The organism is Sporosarcina contaminans, from assembly GCF_042679045.1.
GTDB lineage: Bacteria > Bacillota > Bacilli > Bacillales_A > Planococcaceae > Sporosarcina > Sporosarcina contaminans.
Window position 1 is genome coordinate 23,246 of the sequence record NZ_JBHTLT010000046.1, and the last position, 17,145, is coordinate 40,390.

Here is a 17,145-nt window from a genome sequence, read left to right on the forward strand (position 1 = left end):
TTTTAATCCTTTAATTGTTTGTTCTTCGTCGCTTCAGCAACGACTTCTTTTAAATCATCACCGACGGTACGATCAGTAGGTTTGACGCCGGACATATATGCCGCACGCCCCATTAGATGTCCTCCAATCGGCGATGTGATGAAGAGGAAAAGGATCCCTAAGAGGAGCTGTATACTGAAATGCCCCTCCTTCAACCAAAAATGAAAGAAAACGCCTAATAGAATACTTAGAACGCCTAATGTGGCGCTTTTCGAAGCTGCATGAGCACGCGTATATACATCTGGCAGCCGTAAAATACCGATCATTGTCACAATCGTGAACAATACACCGACTACGATAGGGACAATTATTAAAATATTAGTGAGGACGTTCACGTTCGATAATCTCTCCTCTCTCGATGAATTTGGAGAAGGAAACCGTTCCGATGAAAGACATAATCGCAATCAATAAAATAACATCGATAAAAAATGGAGTATCAAAAAGAATCGACAGGAGAGCAATCGATGAAATGAGCATAACTCCGATACCATCAAGAGCAATCAACCGATCTGGAACGGACGGCCCTTTGAAGACGCGGTACATAATTCCGCACATCGACAAAATAACGAAGATGAGACTGCACCATATAAAAACTGTCATGCCCGGCTCACCTCCATAATCGCTTTCTCAAAAGAATTTTTGATTGACCAGATTGCTTCGTCCACGTCATCTACATCGATCGAATGGATGTACAATGTCTTTTGATCGTCAGAAACGTATAACACAATTGTTCCTGGTGTTAACGTGATCAAACTCGATAAAAGCGTAATTTCCCAATCATGGTCTAAATCGGTCGGCATTGCAAAAATCATTGGTTGAATATCCAATTTCGGCTTAATGACGAGCGATAAAACGGATAGATTTGATAAAGTCAATTCTTTGAAAAATAACAATGTCAGTTTAATTGCCGCCCAAAGCCGCCCTATATACAACCTGGAAGGAAAGAAACGTCTTGCAACTATAATCAGTATCAATCCGATTAAATAACCAATAATGAATGTAGTTGCATTGAATGAAGAATTCATGAACATCCATACAACAGCTACAAAGAAATTCAATAATATTTGAAAGGCCATCGACATCAACTCCTTTATCCTCGCATTCATTAACTGCTCCCCTTCTCAATTTATAAGCCGTTGTTCACCGATAGATTGTAAGAAGGGGCAACAGTTCGGCAATGCCCGATTTGTACCACTATCAATTAATGAGCAATGTCCACTAATGAAAGTTTACTTTAGCACTGCGTCAATATAGATCGATGGTTGCAGTAATACGTCCGTGGCATCAGCTATATATGGAGCGAACCATTCTACCCCGATTCCATACAGAACGGATAGCAATACTAATGAAAGCGTAGGAATCATCATTTGTACATAAGGCTTCGTTTTCGTTTTCGGCAGATTCTGTGGCTCTCCCCAGAACGCATAAATGAAAATCCGAATAACAGATAGCAGCACGATAAGGCTCGATAGCAAAATAATAATGCTGCCCCAAATATGCTCTGCTTCAAAAGCTCCGCGTACGATGAGCAATTTTCCTATGAAGCCGCTCAGTGGCGGAATACCCGCTAATCCGAAAGCTGCAATTAAATAAAACCAACCCAAGGCAGGATGTGTTTTCATCAATCCGCCCATTTTCCTTAAATTCGATGTCCCGGTAACATAAATGATCATGCCGATTAGCAGGAATAACGCCGCTTTGATCAACATGTCATGAACGAGATAAAATACTGCGCCAGACAGTCCCGATTCATTCATTTGAGCAGCACCGTAAAGAATAACGCCTACTGCAATGACAATATTGTATATAATGATCTGTTTTAAATCGAAGTAGGCAAGGGCGCCGATACATCCTGCGATAATTGTCAGAATGGATAAAGCCATCAAAATCCCATGCGTAAAGGCCATGTCATGCACGAAAAACAAAGTGTACGTCCGCATAATCGCGTAAATACCAACTTTCGTAAGCAATGCACCAAACAAAGATAATACAGGAATAGGAGGTGCAGCATACGATCCTGGAAGCCAAAAATAAAGCGGGAACAATGAACCTTTAATGCCGAATACGATGAGCAATAATATCGCAATGACAGAAATGATGGCAGGTTGTTCGATTTGAGCAATCTTGGCAGCTATATCAGCCATATTCAACGTCCCTACAACGGAATAGAGCATTGCAACTGTAATGACAAATAAAGCGGATGAGACAACATTAATAATTATGTACTTAATCGATTCACGCAACTGTTTCTTTTCACCGCCTAAGACGATGAGTAAGTAAGATGCGATGAGCAGAACCTCGAAAAAGACAAACATATTGAAAATATCGCCTGTTGTAAACGCACCATTCACACCTGTAATCATAAAGAGGATTGCAGGGTAATAAAAGTATTGTTCGCGTCCTTTACCAATCGTAGGAAAGCTGTACAGAACGATAAAGAAAGTGATGAGCAACGTTGTTGTCACTAAGATGGCCGAAAACATGTCAGATACCATCGTAATTCCAAAAGGCGCAGGCCAGCTTCCTAAAGTGACCGTTTGTATCCCTTCCTGCTTTATAGTCCAAATCAAGTAGAACGAAGAACAAAGGCTTATAAGCAAACCGATCACAGTCAATACCCGTTGCGTCTTGACTTGCTCTTTAAAAAATAAAAGAAGAATCGCGAAAAGGAATGGCAGAATGATCGGAAATAAAAGCAAGTTAATCATGTTCGTCATTTCCTTTCATCAGATTCATATTATCAGTCTTATGCACGGCGTAAGCACGGTAGGCCATGACGAGTATGAATGCCGTCACACCGAAACTAATTACGATGGCAGTCAAAATGAGCGCTTGTGGAAGGGGATCCGCAAAATCCGTCACGCCTTCCAATAGGACGGGAGGTGAAGCTCCACCTAAGCCGCCCATTGTTAAAATAAGAAGATGGGCACCATGGCTTAACAAACCTGTTCCAACAATGATTTTAAGCAAGCTTCTTGACAGGATTAGATAGACCGCGGCGGTAAATAGGACCCCGATCAAAATGGCCATTAAAAACTCCATTATGAATCCCCTCCGATCGCTTGAATAATAGTAATAGCAGAGCCGACGACGACGAGATAAACACCTGCGTCAAAAATCATCGCCGTATGGAGAGAAGTTTCCCCAAATAAAGGCAAATTGAAGTCGTCAAAAGCATGGGTGAAGAATGGAACGTTAAAAAATATGGAACCTGCGGCAGTGCCTAAAGACAGTAGGAGGCCGATCGCCGTAACGACCGTAAAATTAAATGGCAATGCCTTCTGTACAGTTTTTAAATCGAATGATAGGAGCAGAAGGACGATTGCTCCTGTCGTCAGAAGACCGCCTACAAATCCGCCCCCGGGTGTATAGTGCCCTGCAAAGAAAATATGAATCGAAAAAAGAAAGATGATGAAAAACACGACTTTCGTTGTCGTCTGTAATATGACGTCATTTGTCCTCATCTAATTTCTCCTTTCTTGCCAAACGAAGTTTAATCATACCTAAAACTCCGATACCTGCAATTGATAGAACAGCAATTTCGAATAATGTATCGAATCCACGGTAATCTACAAGTATAACGTTAACGATATTGCCCCCGCCAGCTTCTGTATGGACGGTGTCCTTATAATATTGTGAAATGGACTCAACAAATTTTTGAGAGTGCGTTGACAATGCCATTAATGTAACTGTTACACCGACACCTAAAGCGACAATCGCATTCACCAATTTTGTTTGCTTCTTTTCTCCGTGGTCGGATAAGGCAGGCAAATGTTTGAATGCCAACATGAATAAGGCTACCGACACGGTTTCAATAACTAATTGCGTCAAAGCCAAATCTGGAGCTTTGAAAATGACGAAAAATAGAGCAACTGAATAGCCGACCGCACCTAATGAAATAATCGCTCCGAGGCGTGTTTTCGAAAGTAACACAAAAATGACGGCTAACAACAGAATTACTCCATTCAACGCGGCATACATACTCACTTTCGAGAAACTGCTGAAATCGACAGCAAAGGCGTCCTTCATGAACAATACCACAATCATCATAATCGAAATGAAAGCGAATATATAAAGTAAGTACGACCGAATTAAACCGGTCATATAGGAGCGTGAAAGACGGTTCATGCCTTTCTCTCCAAAGGTCATCGTTGCATCGTAGAAAGCGTTCAATGAAAGATAATCGGGTTGTATAGAATAGTACTTTTGCCATTTTGACAATGATAAGTACAATAATGTACCAGCAACAATGACACCGATCGTCATCCATAATTCCGCAGAAGCAAATCCGTGCCATGCCGATACATGAATGGCGACTTCTGATGGATGTTCAAATGCATACGGTTGAGCGGCCATTACAGCCGGCTTCACAAGCCATTTACCAACTAGATTAGGTATGAAGAAAATAGTAATGACAAGAACCGCCAAAATAACTGGAGATAAAAGCATGCCAAATGGTGCTTCATGCGGTTCGTTCGGCAAGGATTCTGCTTTTTTCTTGCCTGCAAATGTCCTAAACACAAAATAGAAACTATAAATAAATGTGAACACACTTGCAATCCAAGCTATGACAGGGAATAAGAAGCCCCACGTGTCAAAGTTGAACAAATTAAATTGCCCAATTGCAAGCATCGATTGCAAAAACATCTCTTTACTTAAAAAGCCATTGAAAGGCGGCAAACCAGCCATTGACATGGAACCAATGAAGGCAACTGTGAAACTGATTGGCATGATGCTCATTAATCCGCCTAATTTCCGTATATCCCTCGTCCCAGTTTCATGATCAACGATACCTGCAATCATAAACAAACTGCCTTTAAATGTCGCATGGTTGATCAGGTGGAAAATAGCAGCGAACATAGCAAATGTAAAAATCTGTTCGTCCGAATGGAACGTAATTGCTCCTGCACCAAGAAGCGACATAATCAGTCCAAGCTGGCTGACCGTTGAGAAGGCTAAGATCGCTTTCAGATCAACTTGTTTCACGGCAAAGAAAGAGCCCCAAAATAAAGTTAATAGGCCAATGCCGGTGACGAGCCAAATCCATAATTCAGATGCTGCATAAATCGGCGTAAACCGTGCAACTAAGTAGATTCCTGCTTTTACCATCGTAGCAGAGTGCAAATATGCACTGACGGGCGTTGGTGCCTCCATTGCATCGGGCAACCAAATATAAAAAGGGAATTGTGCAGATTTTGTAAACGCTCCCAACAATATCAGAATAAGAGAAAGCGTAAAGAACTCGTGGTTAAAAAGTACATCCGAGTTTGCAATCAACTCCCGGATTGAAAAAGTATCGCCCATAATGCCAAGCAATGTAAATCCACCTAACATCATCAATCCGCCGAACACAGTAATCATCATCGATTTCAGAGCGCCGAAACGTGAGCCGTCGCGCGTATACCAATAACCGATCAGCAAGAATGATGAAATGGATGTCAGTTCCCAGAACAAGTACAGGGAAATGACATTATCCGACTGTACAACACCTAACATTGCGCTCATGAAAAGTAGAAGATAGACATAGAAGTTCCCTAATTTTTCCTTCTTTTTATCGAGATAAAAGATTGAATAGAGCACGACTAAAGAGCCGATTCCCGTAATAAGCAAAGTAAACAATAAACTTAGCCCATCCAAATAGGAGACAAACGAGATGCCCATTGAAGGGATCCATTGCAATTCAGATATTGCATGTCCACCATCCATCGTAGTAGGGATAAATGTTGCATAATAAATGAATAACAGTACAGGAATGCTTAGTACAAACCAACCAGTATGTATGCCTTTCATTTTTCTAAAGAGGAAAGGAATGAAAATAGCAGCCACAATAGGCAGGAATATTAAAAGTACAAATTCCAAGTAAATCCTCCTTCCAACATTGAATTATTATTCTTTGCATTGTGTAAAAGTATAACGCAAAATGAACGGGTTTGCATGGCTTACTCACTAACTTTGTTGCGTGAATCGAATCTCTTCCTATATTATAGAGAGTGAAAATAAATCGGAGAAAACGTTTATCGGGGTGCAAAATGAGAAATCCTTATGTGTTCGGTTATTTGCCATTTGTCACAATCTCCCTTTTCAGTTTGACATTTGGGGTTTATTTAGTCGGTTTTTCGGTGAATCTATTTAAACAGATTGGTCTTTACGCAGGAATGAGGGAGTTTTTGACGGATGTCCAGCTTCGGATTTTTCTGTTGATCATCTATGCTTTACTTTTTTTTATGGTATTTTCGGCAATGAAGTTAATAGCGGAAACGATTCACGAAACGGCGATGCTCTTTTTTTCAAAAGATGCGATGGGCGAGTCCTATAGCAAGGCGAAAAGTGGAAATTTGATCTATTTTTTCGGGGCTGTCGCTTCTGTCGCGGGCATTCAGTCACTGAAAGTGCTCATCATTCTTTTTTTATTGACAACATTCGTTTATTTCGTATTTGTAGTGTACATATTGAGCAAATATATGACAATAGGGAATACAATTGGGTTGATGGTTTTCGAAATAATGGTTTGGAGCGTCCTATTATCCGTAATTATTTATATTTTATTGAAATTGTACAACGGTGTACTTGCAAGTTTACCGTTTGAATTGAAAAAGACAGCTTGAAATAGCGAAATCGGCGAATAAGGAAAGTACCTTATTCGCCGATTTTTATTAGTCTTGCAATAAAGAAGAGAATGCCCGTATATGAATCTTTTGGTCACTATACCGTTTTATTGGTGTCGGTTGATCGTACCCAATCCAAACAGCTGTCGTGTAATGATCATTCAACCCTGCAACCCATAGGTCTTTATAATGATCGGTCGTACCAGTTTTTGCACCAGTATAAGAAGTTGTATAGCTGATTCCTCTTCCCGTCCCATTCAAAACAACGTCTTTCATTAGATCTCGTATCGTTGAAACAGTTGAAGAGGACCAAACGTCTACTGTAGTGTCCTTCCATTCATAGAGGACATTGCCTTCCCGATCTTTTACCTGCCTTATCGAGCGAGCAGGCTTAAACGTTCCGTCTATGAAACTTGAATAGCTTGATGACAATTCATAGGGTGTTACGCCATGCTGGAAGCCACCAAGTGCAGCTGCGTACGTATAGTCGGATTCAGTAACATGCTGGAAATTGAAAGGTTTCGTAAAATGAAAGGCGTTTTCAATCCCGACTCTTCTCAATAGACGAACTGCCGCAGTGTTATGGCTATGTCGGAAAGCTTCCATCGCGGTCGTCATACCGTAAACATACCCACCGATATTTGTTGGACAATAGGAGCCGATACAAATAGGACTGCTATCGATCGGTGTGTTTGCATGATAAGGTCCGCTTTCAAAAAAAGGCGCATACACCAAAATCGGTTTAATGGCAGATCCTGGTTGTCGAATCGCTTGAAATGCCCGGTTAAAATCTGATTTCCGGTACTCTTTGCCGCCATATACACTAACAACCTCCCGCGTTTCATTGTCTATGACAACTGCTCCTGCTTGTAGGCCATCCGCACGGAGAATTGCATTCAGAGCCGTTTCATCGTGTCGTTGTTTCTCTGAGCTGAGGGCAGTTTCGATAATGAGGCCATTTGAAGAAACGTCGGCGACTCTATTTCTTAGTTGTTCATGTAGTGAACGCTTTTCGTCTTCAGAAGCTGCATTCTTCAGCTTTGCATGATAACCTTCGACTTCACCTATTAATTCTGTCAATTCGTTGAAGACGAAGGAGCTATACATGGCGAAATTGCCTGCTTTCTTTTTAATAGTTAATTCAATAGGTGTCGCTTTGTAATTGCTGCTTTCTTCTTCTGTTATAACACCATTTTTTTGTAGAACGTCTATGAGCCTTTCCTGTCTTTTTTTCGTACGGTCAAAGTGACGTAGCGGATCGTAGAGAGAAGGGTTATTCGGTATGGCGGCGATGAAAGCCATTTCTGCTTCCGACAATTCGCCCAACGGACGGTTAAAATAATAAGTGGCAGCAGCACCGACCCCATATACCCGATTGCCAAAATACATTTCATTCAAATAGCTTTCTAATATTTCTTCTTTTGAACTTTGCTTTTCCAATTCTGCTGCGTAAAGCAATTCTTTAAATTTCCTTTCGTACGTTTTTTCTGTAGAAAGGAATCGCATTCTCACTACTTGCTGTGTAATTGTGGACGCCCCTTGCTGTACATCATCAGCAGCGGCATTTACAGCAAAGGCGCGAACGATGGCGGCAATATCATAGCCACGATGATCGAAAAAGCCTTGGTCTTCACTCATTAAAAACAGTTGTTGAAGAAACATTGGTATCGAATCCAATGGGAGAGGATCTCTCCATTCTACATATTCCTCTGAAAATATTTTTCCATTGCGATCGGTTAAAAGAATCGGATTTTTATTGTTTGGGGCAGAAAGTTCAATGGAATCTTCAAGTGATGACTTCATCGTCGTTGTTTGATGCCATTCATTTGCAATTGCATTTTGTACACCGACTAAAATGAGAGTCATGAGGATGATCGTAATAAAACCGATGATCTGTTTCAAATGCTATCCTCCCAATTTCGTACTATAAAAAATATAGCATACTTCTGTAGAAGCGTGCTTAGCTTGTTTGACAAACGCTCGCATACTGCGAATCGAACATTTAGTTTTCTTCATTTTTTATCGCGCCTATCCTCCTTCCGCGTAACATGGATCGAGAACATAAAAAAACTGTAGACAAAGAGAGAAGATACTTTGTCTACAGTCATTCTAAAAGATCCGGTTGCTCATTGAGCGAAGGACTATAGTTGTCTTACGAACGTTCAATATGAGAGCGTCGTTCTTGACTCGATAGGAAATCTTCAAAATCTTGGACAGGCTTCTTTTTGGCGTAATAAAGGAACCCAAATCCTAATAAAAACAGGACACCCGTTAAAACAAAGACGGATGAAATGCCTATAAAACCACTGACAATCCCGCCAAACATCGGGCCGATTATATTGCCTAAAAACCTGAAGCTTGTATTGTAGCCCATTACTTCACCTTGTATGTCAATTGGTGCTTCGCGGCGAACAAGCGCTGTAGTGATTGGGATCATTCCTCCCATTGAAATACCGAACAGCAATCTGCAAATCATAAGCTGCCAGATGGAAGTGACGAATGCCTGTGGAATAATAAAGATGAATGATAGGAGCAATAAGGCGCCCAATACTTTTTCATAGCCGATTTCATCACCTAATTTTCCCCAACGGCGAGCAAATAGCAAATTGCCGACTCCTGCTGCGCTGAAGGTGAGACCTGCTAAAAATGCCACGTCTTTTGCATCTGTCAAATTGGCAACGTATAGCGATAATAAAGGCTGGATACTGAAGTTCCCGATTTGGATTAAAGCGGTGACGACCATAATATTCAGCATGAGGCGATGATGTAGAAGGCCACTCAAAATTGTTCTTCTGGAGTATTGGACCTTTTTTTCGGTTTTTACTTTCACTTGTTCTTTAATACCGAATAGGACGATAATTGCAGCGATGACGACTGAAAAAGATGTTATGATAAATGTATATTTGAAGCCGAATGCATCTGCCATTAACCCGCCTAATACCGGGCCGAACAATGTTCCCGTCACACTGCCCATTTGCAGCGTACCTAATCTTTTTCCTGCCTCTTCTCTTGCCGTCTGTGATGAGATGAATGCCAGTGAGGTAGGGATGAAACCTGTCACAACACCGTTTAATAACCGAAGTAAGAAGAATGCTTCTACGGAGTGGACAAAGCCCATAAGGAAGACGGATGTTGCAATTCCAAAGCCGTTAATAAGCAAGATCGGCTTAAAACCGTATTTATCCGCGATCCTTCCCCAAATTGGCGACATGATCAGAGCCGTAATGAATGTAGCTCCAAAAATGAGACCAGCCCATTTTTGTACGTAAGCATCTGAATGATCGCCAAACGTTTCGATATACAGAGATAAAAATGGCATAATCATCGTCATTGTTCCGGCTACAAGGAAGTTGGCAAACCAGATAATGATGAAATTCCGTTTTTGTATATTCATCGATGAAACCCGCTTTCTTTTCGTCGGACATTGATCTTTACAGAATTGACATTCCCTGTATCCGATCGCGTTAAACTACTATAAGGTCCATTATAAAACAATTCGGGAATCGAAGGAAGTTTCATGCTTATCAATCGATAAACAAAAGATGTTATGATAAACTTAATGGCGGTGACGAAAATGAAGAAAATGATAGGTATTTTCTCGATTCTTTTCACAATGATTATACTTTCTGCATGCGGAACAAAGGACAATTCACAGGAGGCTACGACTATGTATCCACAATTAACAAACGAAGTCGCTTCAAACGAAGCATTGGTCGTCATGAATACTACAATGGGCCCGATTAAAATTAAGCTTTTCCCAGAGAAGGCACCAAAAACAGTTGAAAACTTTTTGACTCACGCTGAAAACGGCTATTATGACGGCATTATTTTCCATCGTGTTATTCAAGACTTCATGATTCAAGGCGGAGATCCGACTGGCACAGGAATGGGCGGCGAAAGCATTTACGGATCTTCATTTGAAGATGAATTTACAATGGATCTATTTAACATTAGAGGCGCATTATCTATGGCGAATGCTGGTCCGAACACGAACGGCAGCCAATTTTTCATCGTCCAAAATCCGAATCCGCCAGCGTCAGCGGACCAACTGAAAAAGGGCGGATGGCCGGATGAAATCGCTGAAGCTTATGAAGAGAAGGGCGGCACACCACATTTGGATCAAAAGCATACGGTGTTCGGTCAAGTGATTGAAGGAATGGACGTTGTTGATAAAATTGCGGCAGCAAAAACTGGCGCACAAGATAAGCCTAAAGAAGATATTGCCATTGAATCGATCGAAATCCTTCAAAAATAATTAAGTAAGTTTATGAAAAATGAACAATAAGGAAGTGTTCGGAAATGAACGTTATTTTAATGCCGTTCCTATATTTTCCGGAAGATAAATCAGAATACATTCCAGCAGCGTTTTCATTTGTCTTCTTTATGATTCTATTAGCAATTACGTTTACTTGGATTTTACGCAAATCTAAAAAACAAGAAGAAGAGACGAAGGAACTGGAAGAGAAAATTTTACGCGAACGCCGTGAAGCCAAAGAGAAACAGCAACCTATTGATTGAGGATGCTGTAAAGTACAGACAAAAGGGTTGGACATTAATTTGATGTCCAACCCTTTTGTTTTTAAGTAGCTAACTTTAAATGTGTCTTGACTACAGGTAAAAAGCGCCCATTCGGAGCGTTCATCACCTTTTCGGAGTATAATTTTCCTTGAAAAAGAGATTATAGGAGAATTCCGAAGCTTTTCGAGTTTGACTATCGTTTAAGCATCCTTATTATAAGAATGCTGTTATGAATTCATTGCTGTAATGAATCGTTCGACGCCGTCTTCTACAACTGAGCGTGGAGCTGCTATGTTCATTCGAAGGAATCCTTTTCCTGCTTCTCCGTATTTTGAGCCTGGTTCAAGAGCTAATTTGCCTTTCTTCAAAAGCTTGTCCATCATTTCTTGTTCAGATAGCCCTGTGTCGCGATAATCGATCCATAATAAATAAGTCGCTTCTGGCTTGCGAATATGAATTTTTGGAACGGCCTCATGTAATTTGTCAATGACATAATCCATGTTGGAAGAGATGATTTCAAGTAGCTTATTTAACCACGGGCCACCTTCTTCATAAGCTGCGACAAGGGCAGAGGATGCGAAGGCGTTAAGGTCCATTTGACCGTGAGATAAGGCATTTTTCTGAAGAGCTTCACGGAGATCTTCATCTTTCGCAATCATAATCGCTGCTTGGACGCCTGCTAAGTTGAATGTCTTCGTCGGCGCTACGCATGTAATGACCCGTCCGCCAATTTCTTCGGCTACTTTTGCAAGAGGTGTATGTACTGACCCCGGTAATACCAAATCAGCATGAATCTCGTCTGACAGTACTAAAACGTTATATTTGTTGCAAAGCTCTAACATCTGTTTCAATTCTTCATTGGACCAGACGATCCCTGCAGGATTGTGAGGGTTGCATAAAATGAATAATTTGACATCTTTTTTTAAGCAACGCTCAAATTCCTCAAAGTCAATCGTATAGTTACCATCTTCTTCAATCATACGGCATTCGACAATGTTTCTTTGCTGGTGGCCAGGCACATTGAAAAAAGGAGGATAAACAGGTGAAGTGATTAAAATATTGTCCCCTTCATTTGTAAAGGTTTCGACGACGGTCGCAATGGCAGGAACAACTCCATGATGGAAAAGCATCCATTCATTCTTCGTTTCCCAGCCGTGGCGTTCAGAAAGCCAGTTGCGGACAGCATCTTTGCATGCCGAACATATATAGGAGTATCCAAATACACCATGGTCAAGCCTTTCCCTCATAGCTTCAATAACAGGTTCTGGCGCTTTGAAATCCATATCCGCTATCCACATCGGCAAAACATCAGAAGCGTCTTCGATTCCGTAAACAGCAGCCATGTTTCCCCATTTAACGGATCTTGTATTTTTTCGGTCAATGACTTGTTCGAACTCTCTCATACTAAAATCCCCTTCTTTTCTTTTTTCTTTTTCCCTACTATGCTATCATAAACGAAAGAAAAGAAAAAAATAAGGTGAATTGTCGTGCAAACAATCGAAATGAATAAAAAGGCAATTATATTACTTCAAGATTGGGATCCTTTCCATATTGGCAAAGGGGCATATGAAGTGGAAATTGCGGATGTTGTCGAGGAATTGCAGTCATTAGATCATCCGACAGATCTTGCAAAAAGGATTAGAGAAATTTATGAACACTCCTATAAAATATGGATTCCGATAGAAAATTGCATGCAGATCGCTTATAAGCTATTAGCCATTAAATACGAGGCGAAAAGTATCGTTTGAAGAATAAGACCGCATCTACCTATACGTAGATGTGGTTTTTTCTTGTAACAAAATTGAAAGATCGTTCGTATCACCATTATAAGAGAGAGAGTGAGGGGGAACGATGGACGAAATCGAGATAGTACATAAAGCCCAAAATGGGGATCGATCAGCATTTGGAGCTTTGATGGAAATGCATTATCGAACTGTAGAGAAGTTTGCGTATCAATGCGGAGTCCATTTAAATGATATTCCTGACGTCACGCAAGAGGTATTCATTAAACTTTACAGATTTTTGCCACAGTTCAATAACCAGCGTTTTACAACTTGGCTATATAAAATTACATTAAACACGTCGAGGGATTATTACCGGAAGGTGAATCGAGAACTTGCAAAAGAAGAAGTGTTGAAAAGAGGAGCGAAAACGACCGGTCCTTCTGCAGAAAATCAAGTGCTTCTTTTTGAAGAGGATAAGGTTTTGCATGAAGCTATTTTGCGATTGGATGAAAAATATAGAATTCCATTAATCTTATTTTATTTTCATAATGCAACCTACCAGCAAATTGCAGATGTATTAAATATTTCAATGTCGAACGTGAAAACCCGGATTTTCAGAGCGAAGGATAGCTTGAAAAAAGAGATGAGCCATTATGGAGGTGCGACACATGGACAATGATCAATTTGAAAAGCGAATGGAGCTTTTAAAAAAGGCATATGACCGTGTACCATCCTCTTTTCATCCTGATGAAGTTTTTAAAAAAATCGATGAAACAAAACCTCCCGAGAGACTTTCTATACCTTCTAAGAAAAAGCGCGGGATTCGGCAACATGTAACTGCTTGGGCGGTTGGCATCAGTTGCATTTTTCTTATAGGGTTAATTGGTACAGGAGTTGTCGTCGATCAAAACAGGAATGCTAATGAACAGATCGACCATTCAGTTCCAAAGAAGGAGTACATCGAGGAATTGAAAAAGAAATTTGAAGTTGAAAAAGAGAAGCGACAAAAAGAATTGGCTTTAGATGATCATTATTTTGATCAATACGTCCAAGGCAATTCGATTTCCATACTGAATCATGACGATTATGTAAAATCTGTTTCACAAAACGCAAATGCGAACGATCGATTTTATGAAGACTATTTGCGAGCTGTGGAGCAATTGAAGACACCTGCAGAGATGATTGATGATTTACTGTTGAATCCGCTGTCGGAAGATGAAGAGAAAAGCATCGAATTCCTCATTCATTATCGTAAAAAGCTGGAAAGGCTATCGATGATTTATAATGCTATTTTGACGGATCACAAACAAGCGATTGATTCGTATGAAATGGATCCAACTGTTGATAAGGCGCTCATTATAATGGATCGCCGTAACCAATTTCCGGATTCACTGCAATCGATATTGTCAACAATGTCAAAACAATCATTTCAACTGCGGACTAGTAAGCGTTCCGGTGAAATAAAGGCGCACTATTATAATACAATTCACCATGACAGACTATATGACTTGCTTCATCATAGTGTTTACGGTTATATTCAAATGCTTGTTGAAGAACCATACACATACGGAGGTTATTTGGAATATCCGTTAGAAGAAACCCCTTCCATATTGTCAATGATGGAAGGTACGCTTATGACAGTGGAGGAAGATTCGACTTTATATCCAATCATGAAAGCGCAATTTACAACGTTATTCAATGTTGTTTTGAAAGGCGACAATAAAAATGTAGTTTTCGATGAAAATGGCGTATTGCTCTCCGAATACCAAGAAGTATGGAGAAAACTAGCCGACAGCGAGAAGGCAACTCCGCTTACTTATGTTATGAAACCGATTGTCGAAGAAATGGAGGCTTCAAACTGGCGATCATCTAAAACATGGGACAGGACTTCCTATTATGCTGTAGAAGAGGCGCTAGTTTTATATAAAGAAGGGCAGTTGGAGCGTTTCATGAACGAAGATTAACAATTTCAAAGCAGTGTAGCCTCGTATCCAAATAGGATAGGGGCTTCAGCTTGTTGACAAACGCTCGATTCTGCAAAGGGTTCGATTTTCCGTATACGCCACTTTGCGGAAATTAAGGCACTGTGGATGTCGCGCACCTATACTGCCTTCCACATGGCAAGCGTTTTCAAGCCAAGCTGCGCAAACAATTATTTCATAACTGCAGTCTGAAGCCTCTTCAAAATAGGATAGGGGCTTTTATTTTACTTATTGGAGCGAGTATCGCTATATGTTAAAATATTGGAAAGTATTAAAAATCGGGGGATTCTATGAAAAAACAATCTATTTTATATGGCGTCATTTTGTTTGTCTTTACTTTATTAATCATCAACGATTTTTTCCCGAAAATGTCCTTTTTCAATATTTTGCCCAAATGGGCGATGATCCTATGTTTGGTCTTCTTAATTGTAGTAGCTGGTATTACTGAGAAGTATATGGATCATCCAGTTCATATATCGGGTATTTTCATTACCCTTTATCTATTGTCGCTCATTATCGTCCTAACCTTATTAGGAGGCAAATCCGTTGTCGGAATTACATTAAAAAGTCCTATTCTTTGGATCGTAGTCCTTATTTCTATAGTAGAAGCGAAGCGCTCAAAAGAAAAGAGAGTCGCTGCAAAGGAATGATTCGGCTTTATCGCCTACGACATGTAAAAAATTGGTTTATTTTACAATAAAAAAGGACCTAATTTGGGTCCCTTTTTTGGTTCATTTATTATACCGCATCATTCACAACATGAACGATGACGAGGTTACATCAAAGTATTAATGGATAATTAACTTTTTATTTTCAATATAACTCTCATAAAGATTGTTAACGTGGGAATCAATTTTTTTACCCCATTCTTCGACTTCCTCATTAGAGGATGGCTCACCGAATTTTGTTTTTATATAGGCTTGGAAGTATTCAACTCTCTCTAAAATAGTTGAAGCCCACATATCGAAATATTCCTCATTAGTTAGACCTAATGCATCTGCTTCTTTTGCATTGAAATTTTCCATTTCAACTGATTCAGCATTCGGATACCACGTTTCTTTTAACTCGTTAATATATTCTTTAGTTACTGTAATGCCACTATTCATAGCTTCATCGATGATAATTTCTTGCTTTAAATAATTTTCAATATTTTCTTCGGTAATTGGATACTGTGAAATTATATCCCTTGTAGTTATATCCTTTCCATTTAAGGTTGCAACTATTTTGTCCAAATCGTACTTATTAGAAGCTTGGTCAGAACAAGCTGCCAATAAGAAAATCGCTAATAAACTTAGGAATAAAAATTTTATTTTCAATTCTTTCTACCCCCTTAAATTATTTATTCTCGTTCAGCAAAACTACATGTCAATTGAACAATAAACTTACTATTGATACGTTCTTAGCGAAAGGTAAGTTTCAATGAGTGGAAGCAAACAATTTTCTACTATCATTTTCTTCTATTTCGATGAATTGAAACCAAGACCTCCAAACAAATTCTTTTGCTTCCTATATGTGGAAAGTTTATTTTAAATTAATCAAATTTCAATAATGATAATTAACATAGCCATTGCCTTAAACGATATTTTGGAATAATTGTATCAACTGGATAGTTCAACCAACTGTAGTTTTGCTGTGAAAGGGCTCTTTATGATATAATTATTGATGGCCGTATAGGCAGAATCGATACCAAAAAGATTGGGAGCTGTTTCACATGGGAAAAAAGTTTGAAGTGGGTGAAGAGCTTTCCGGCAAAGTGACTGGCATTCAGCCATATGGGGCATTCGTGGCACTTGACGACGATACACAAGGGCTTGTCCATATTTCTGAAATCACATACGGATTCGTCAAAGATATAAATGAATATTTGTCGGTAGGCGATGAAGTAAAAGTTAAAGTTTTAGATGTCAATGAAGCAGCCGGAAAAATCAGCTTATCTATGAAAGCGCTTTTAGAAGAGCCGGAAGCCTACCAAAAAGTCAACCGTCCTCGAAAGTCGTTGCAAGACCGCGTAAATGAACACGATGCTGAAGGATTCAACTCATTGAAAGACAAGTTGAAAGACTGGATCGATCGGTCGGGGTATCAATAAACAATCGAATACATGTAAAAAGAGAGAACCGCAATTTTATGCTGTTCTCTCAGCTTGTTGACAAACGCTCGCATACTGCGTTGCTCGTCTCGCTCGTCCCTTTATGAACCTAAAGTTCTATTCGGGTCTTCGCTTGACTTCGCGCCTTGTCTGGCAAGTGTTTTCAAGCCAAACTGGGCAAACGCTTA

General features: G+C 39.9%; 19 protein-coding genes. 8 read left to right on the top strand and 11 right to left on the bottom strand.

From position 1 onward, the window contains the following. Positions 1-2: 2 nt before the first annotated feature. The 7 genes from mnhG to ACFQ38_RS10075 form a co-directional block, all read right to left on the bottom strand. Positions 3-374: a monovalent cation/H(+) antiporter subunit G gene (gene mnhG, locus ACFQ38_RS10045; RefSeq protein WP_336824231.1), complete on the bottom strand. Its 372-nt coding sequence runs from the start codon at positions 372-374 to the stop codon at positions 3-5. Next, a complete protein-coding gene (locus tag ACFQ38_RS10050) occupies positions 358-639 on the bottom strand; it encodes a Na(+)/H(+) antiporter subunit F1 (protein WP_336824230.1) in 282 nt (93 codons plus the stop codon). Before ACFQ38_RS10050 ends, mnhG begins: the two co-directional genes overlap by 17 nt. Continuing rightward, on the bottom strand, positions 636-1,115 hold the full coding sequence (locus ACFQ38_RS10055; protein ID WP_381480641.1) for a Na+/H+ antiporter subunit E: 480 nt from the start codon (positions 1,113-1,115) through the stop codon (positions 636-638). Before ACFQ38_RS10055 ends, ACFQ38_RS10050 begins: the two co-directional genes overlap by 4 nt. 153 nt (positions 1,116-1,268) lie before the next feature. Then, the gene (locus ACFQ38_RS10060) at positions 1,269-2,747 is read right to left on the bottom strand and encodes a Na+/H+ antiporter subunit D (protein WP_336824229.1); all 1,479 of its coding nucleotides are present in this window, start codon (positions 2,745-2,747) and stop codon (positions 1,269-1,271) included. Continuing rightward, the gene (locus tag ACFQ38_RS10065; protein ID WP_336824228.1) at positions 2,740-3,081 is read right to left on the bottom strand and encodes a Na(+)/H(+) antiporter subunit C; all 342 of its coding nucleotides are present in this window, start codon (positions 3,079-3,081) and stop codon (positions 2,740-2,742) included. Before ACFQ38_RS10065 ends, ACFQ38_RS10060 begins: the two co-directional genes overlap by 8 nt. Then, the gene (locus ACFQ38_RS10070) at positions 3,081-3,503 is read right to left on the bottom strand and encodes a Na(+)/H(+) antiporter subunit B (protein WP_336824227.1); all 423 of its coding nucleotides are present in this window, start codon (positions 3,501-3,503) and stop codon (positions 3,081-3,083) included. The genes ACFQ38_RS10065 and ACFQ38_RS10070 overlap by 1 nt, the downstream gene beginning before the upstream one ends. After that, positions 3,490-5,898 (bottom strand): Na+/H+ antiporter subunit A, encoded by a 2,409-nt coding sequence (locus ACFQ38_RS10075; RefSeq protein ID WP_336824226.1) that lies wholly within the window; start codon positions 5,896-5,898, stop codon positions 3,490-3,492. Before ACFQ38_RS10075 ends, ACFQ38_RS10070 begins: the two co-directional genes overlap by 14 nt. Before the next feature lie 170 nt (positions 5,899-6,068). Between ACFQ38_RS10075 and ACFQ38_RS10080 the strand changes: the two genes are divergently transcribed. After that, complete coding sequence (locus ACFQ38_RS10080; protein ID WP_336824225.1) at positions 6,069-6,644, top strand: YufK family protein; 576 nt, start codon at positions 6,069-6,071, stop codon at positions 6,642-6,644. A gap of 48 nt (positions 6,645-6,692) precedes the next feature. Here the strand turns inward: ACFQ38_RS10080 and ACFQ38_RS10085 are convergent, their stop codons facing one another. Then, complete coding sequence (locus ACFQ38_RS10085; protein ID WP_381480620.1) at positions 6,693-8,546, bottom strand: transglycosylase domain-containing protein; 1,854 nt, start codon at positions 8,544-8,546, stop codon at positions 6,693-6,695. A gap of 250 nt (positions 8,547-8,796) precedes the next feature. After that, positions 8,797-10,038 (bottom strand): MFS transporter, encoded by a 1,242-nt coding sequence (locus tag ACFQ38_RS10090; protein WP_336824223.1) that lies wholly within the window; start codon positions 10,036-10,038, stop codon positions 8,797-8,799. Positions 10,039-10,311: 273 nt separating this feature from the next. Between ACFQ38_RS10090 and ACFQ38_RS10095 the strand changes: the two genes are divergently transcribed. Both ACFQ38_RS10095 and ACFQ38_RS10100 read left to right on the top strand, forming a co-directional pair. Further along, complete coding sequence (locus ACFQ38_RS10095; RefSeq protein WP_336824222.1) at positions 10,312-10,899, top strand: peptidylprolyl isomerase; 588 nt, start codon at positions 10,312-10,314, stop codon at positions 10,897-10,899. 44 nt (positions 10,900-10,943) lie between these two features. Further along, positions 10,944-11,162, top strand: coding sequence for a hypothetical protein (locus ACFQ38_RS10100; RefSeq protein WP_336824221.1), 219 nt, complete (start codon positions 10,944-10,946; stop codon positions 11,160-11,162). Positions 11,163-11,389: 227 nt separating this feature from the next. Here ACFQ38_RS10100 and ACFQ38_RS10105 read toward each other — a convergent pair whose 3' ends face one another. Next, the gene (locus tag ACFQ38_RS10105; protein WP_381480623.1) at positions 11,390-12,565 is read right to left on the bottom strand and encodes a MalY/PatB family protein; all 1,176 of its coding nucleotides are present in this window, start codon (positions 12,563-12,565) and stop codon (positions 11,390-11,392) included. 84 nt (positions 12,566-12,649) lie between these two features. Here ACFQ38_RS10105 and ACFQ38_RS10110 point away from each other — a divergent pair, with 84 nt between their 5' ends. The 4 genes from ACFQ38_RS10110 to ACFQ38_RS10125 all read left to right on the top strand — a co-directional run bounded on the left by ACFQ38_RS10110 (position 12,650) and on the right by ACFQ38_RS10125 (position 15,518). Continuing rightward, positions 12,650-12,910, top strand: coding sequence for a DUF1871 family protein (locus tag ACFQ38_RS10110; RefSeq protein WP_381480625.1), 261 nt, complete (start codon positions 12,650-12,652; stop codon positions 12,908-12,910). A 103-nt stretch (positions 12,911-13,013) separates the two neighbouring features. Then, complete coding sequence (locus tag ACFQ38_RS10115; protein ID WP_336824218.1) at positions 13,014-13,565, top strand: RNA polymerase sigma factor; 552 nt, start codon at positions 13,014-13,016, stop codon at positions 13,563-13,565. Further along, complete coding sequence (locus ACFQ38_RS10120) at positions 13,555-14,850, top strand: hypothetical protein (protein ID WP_336824217.1); 1,296 nt, start codon at positions 13,555-13,557, stop codon at positions 14,848-14,850. The genes ACFQ38_RS10115 and ACFQ38_RS10120 overlap by 11 nt, the downstream gene beginning before the upstream one ends. A gap of 308 nt (positions 14,851-15,158) precedes the next feature. Continuing rightward, positions 15,159-15,518: a hypothetical protein gene (locus ACFQ38_RS10125; RefSeq protein ID WP_336824216.1), complete on the top strand. Its 360-nt coding sequence runs from the start codon at positions 15,159-15,161 to the stop codon at positions 15,516-15,518. A gap of 138 nt (positions 15,519-15,656) precedes the next feature. Here ACFQ38_RS10125 and ACFQ38_RS10130 read toward each other — a convergent pair whose 3' ends face one another. After that, positions 15,657-16,184, bottom strand: a complete 528-nt coding sequence (locus ACFQ38_RS10130) for a hypothetical protein (protein WP_381480628.1) — start codon at positions 16,182-16,184, stop codon at positions 15,657-15,659. Between the two features lie 395 nt (positions 16,185-16,579). Here ACFQ38_RS10130 and yugI point away from each other — a divergent pair, with 395 nt between their 5' ends. Next, positions 16,580-16,957 carry a S1 domain-containing post-transcriptional regulator GSP13 gene (gene yugI / locus ACFQ38_RS10135; RefSeq protein WP_336824214.1) on the top strand — a complete coding sequence of 126 codons (378 nt, stop codon included), beginning with the start codon at positions 16,580-16,582 and terminating at the stop codon, positions 16,955-16,957. Positions 16,958-17,145: the final 188 nt, after the last annotated feature.

Excerpts from the sequence above, each read along its gene's own strand:
- ACFQ38_RS10050 (WP_336824230.1), bottom strand. The coding sequence starts at position 639 with ATGACAGTTTTTATATGGTGCAGTCTCATCTTCGTTATTTTGTCGATG.
- ACFQ38_RS10055 (WP_381480641.1), bottom strand. The coding sequence starts at position 1,115 with ATGGCCTTTCAAATATTATTGAATTTCTTTGTAGCTGTTGTATGGATG.
- ACFQ38_RS10060 (WP_336824229.1), bottom strand. The coding sequence starts at position 2,747 with ATGATTAACTTGCTTTTATTTCCGATCATTCTGCCATTCCTTTTCGCG.
- ACFQ38_RS10065 (WP_336824228.1), bottom strand. The coding sequence starts at position 3,081 with ATGGAGTTTTTAATGGCCATTTTGATCGGGGTCCTATTTACCGCCGCG.
- ACFQ38_RS10070 (WP_336824227.1), bottom strand. The coding sequence starts at position 3,503 with ATGAGGACAAATGACGTCATATTACAGACGACAACGAAAGTCGTGTTT.
- ACFQ38_RS10080 (WP_336824225.1), top strand. The coding sequence starts at position 6,069 with ATGAGAAATCCTTATGTGTTCGGTTATTTGCCATTTGTCACAATCTCC.
- ACFQ38_RS10090 (WP_336824223.1), bottom strand. The coding sequence starts at position 10,038 with ATGAATATACAAAAACGGAATTTCATCATTATCTGGTTTGCCAACTTC.
- ACFQ38_RS10095 (WP_336824222.1), top strand. The coding sequence starts at position 10,312 with ATGTATCCACAATTAACAAACGAAGTCGCTTCAAACGAAGCATTGGTC.
- ACFQ38_RS10100 (WP_336824221.1), top strand. The coding sequence starts at position 10,944 with ATGAACGTTATTTTAATGCCGTTCCTATATTTTCCGGAAGATAAATCA.
- ACFQ38_RS10105 (WP_381480623.1), bottom strand. The coding sequence starts at position 12,565 with ATGAGAGAGTTCGAACAAGTCATTGACCGAAAAAATACAAGATCCGTT.
- ACFQ38_RS10115 (WP_336824218.1), top strand. The coding sequence starts at position 13,014 with ATGGACGAAATCGAGATAGTACATAAAGCCCAAAATGGGGATCGATCA.
- ACFQ38_RS10120 (WP_336824217.1), top strand. The coding sequence starts at position 13,555 with ATGGACAATGATCAATTTGAAAAGCGAATGGAGCTTTTAAAAAAGGCA.
- ACFQ38_RS10125 (WP_336824216.1), top strand. The coding sequence starts at position 15,159 with ATGAAAAAACAATCTATTTTATATGGCGTCATTTTGTTTGTCTTTACT.
- yugI (WP_336824214.1), top strand. The coding sequence starts at position 16,580 with ATGGGAAAAAAGTTTGAAGTGGGTGAAGAGCTTTCCGGCAAAGTGACT.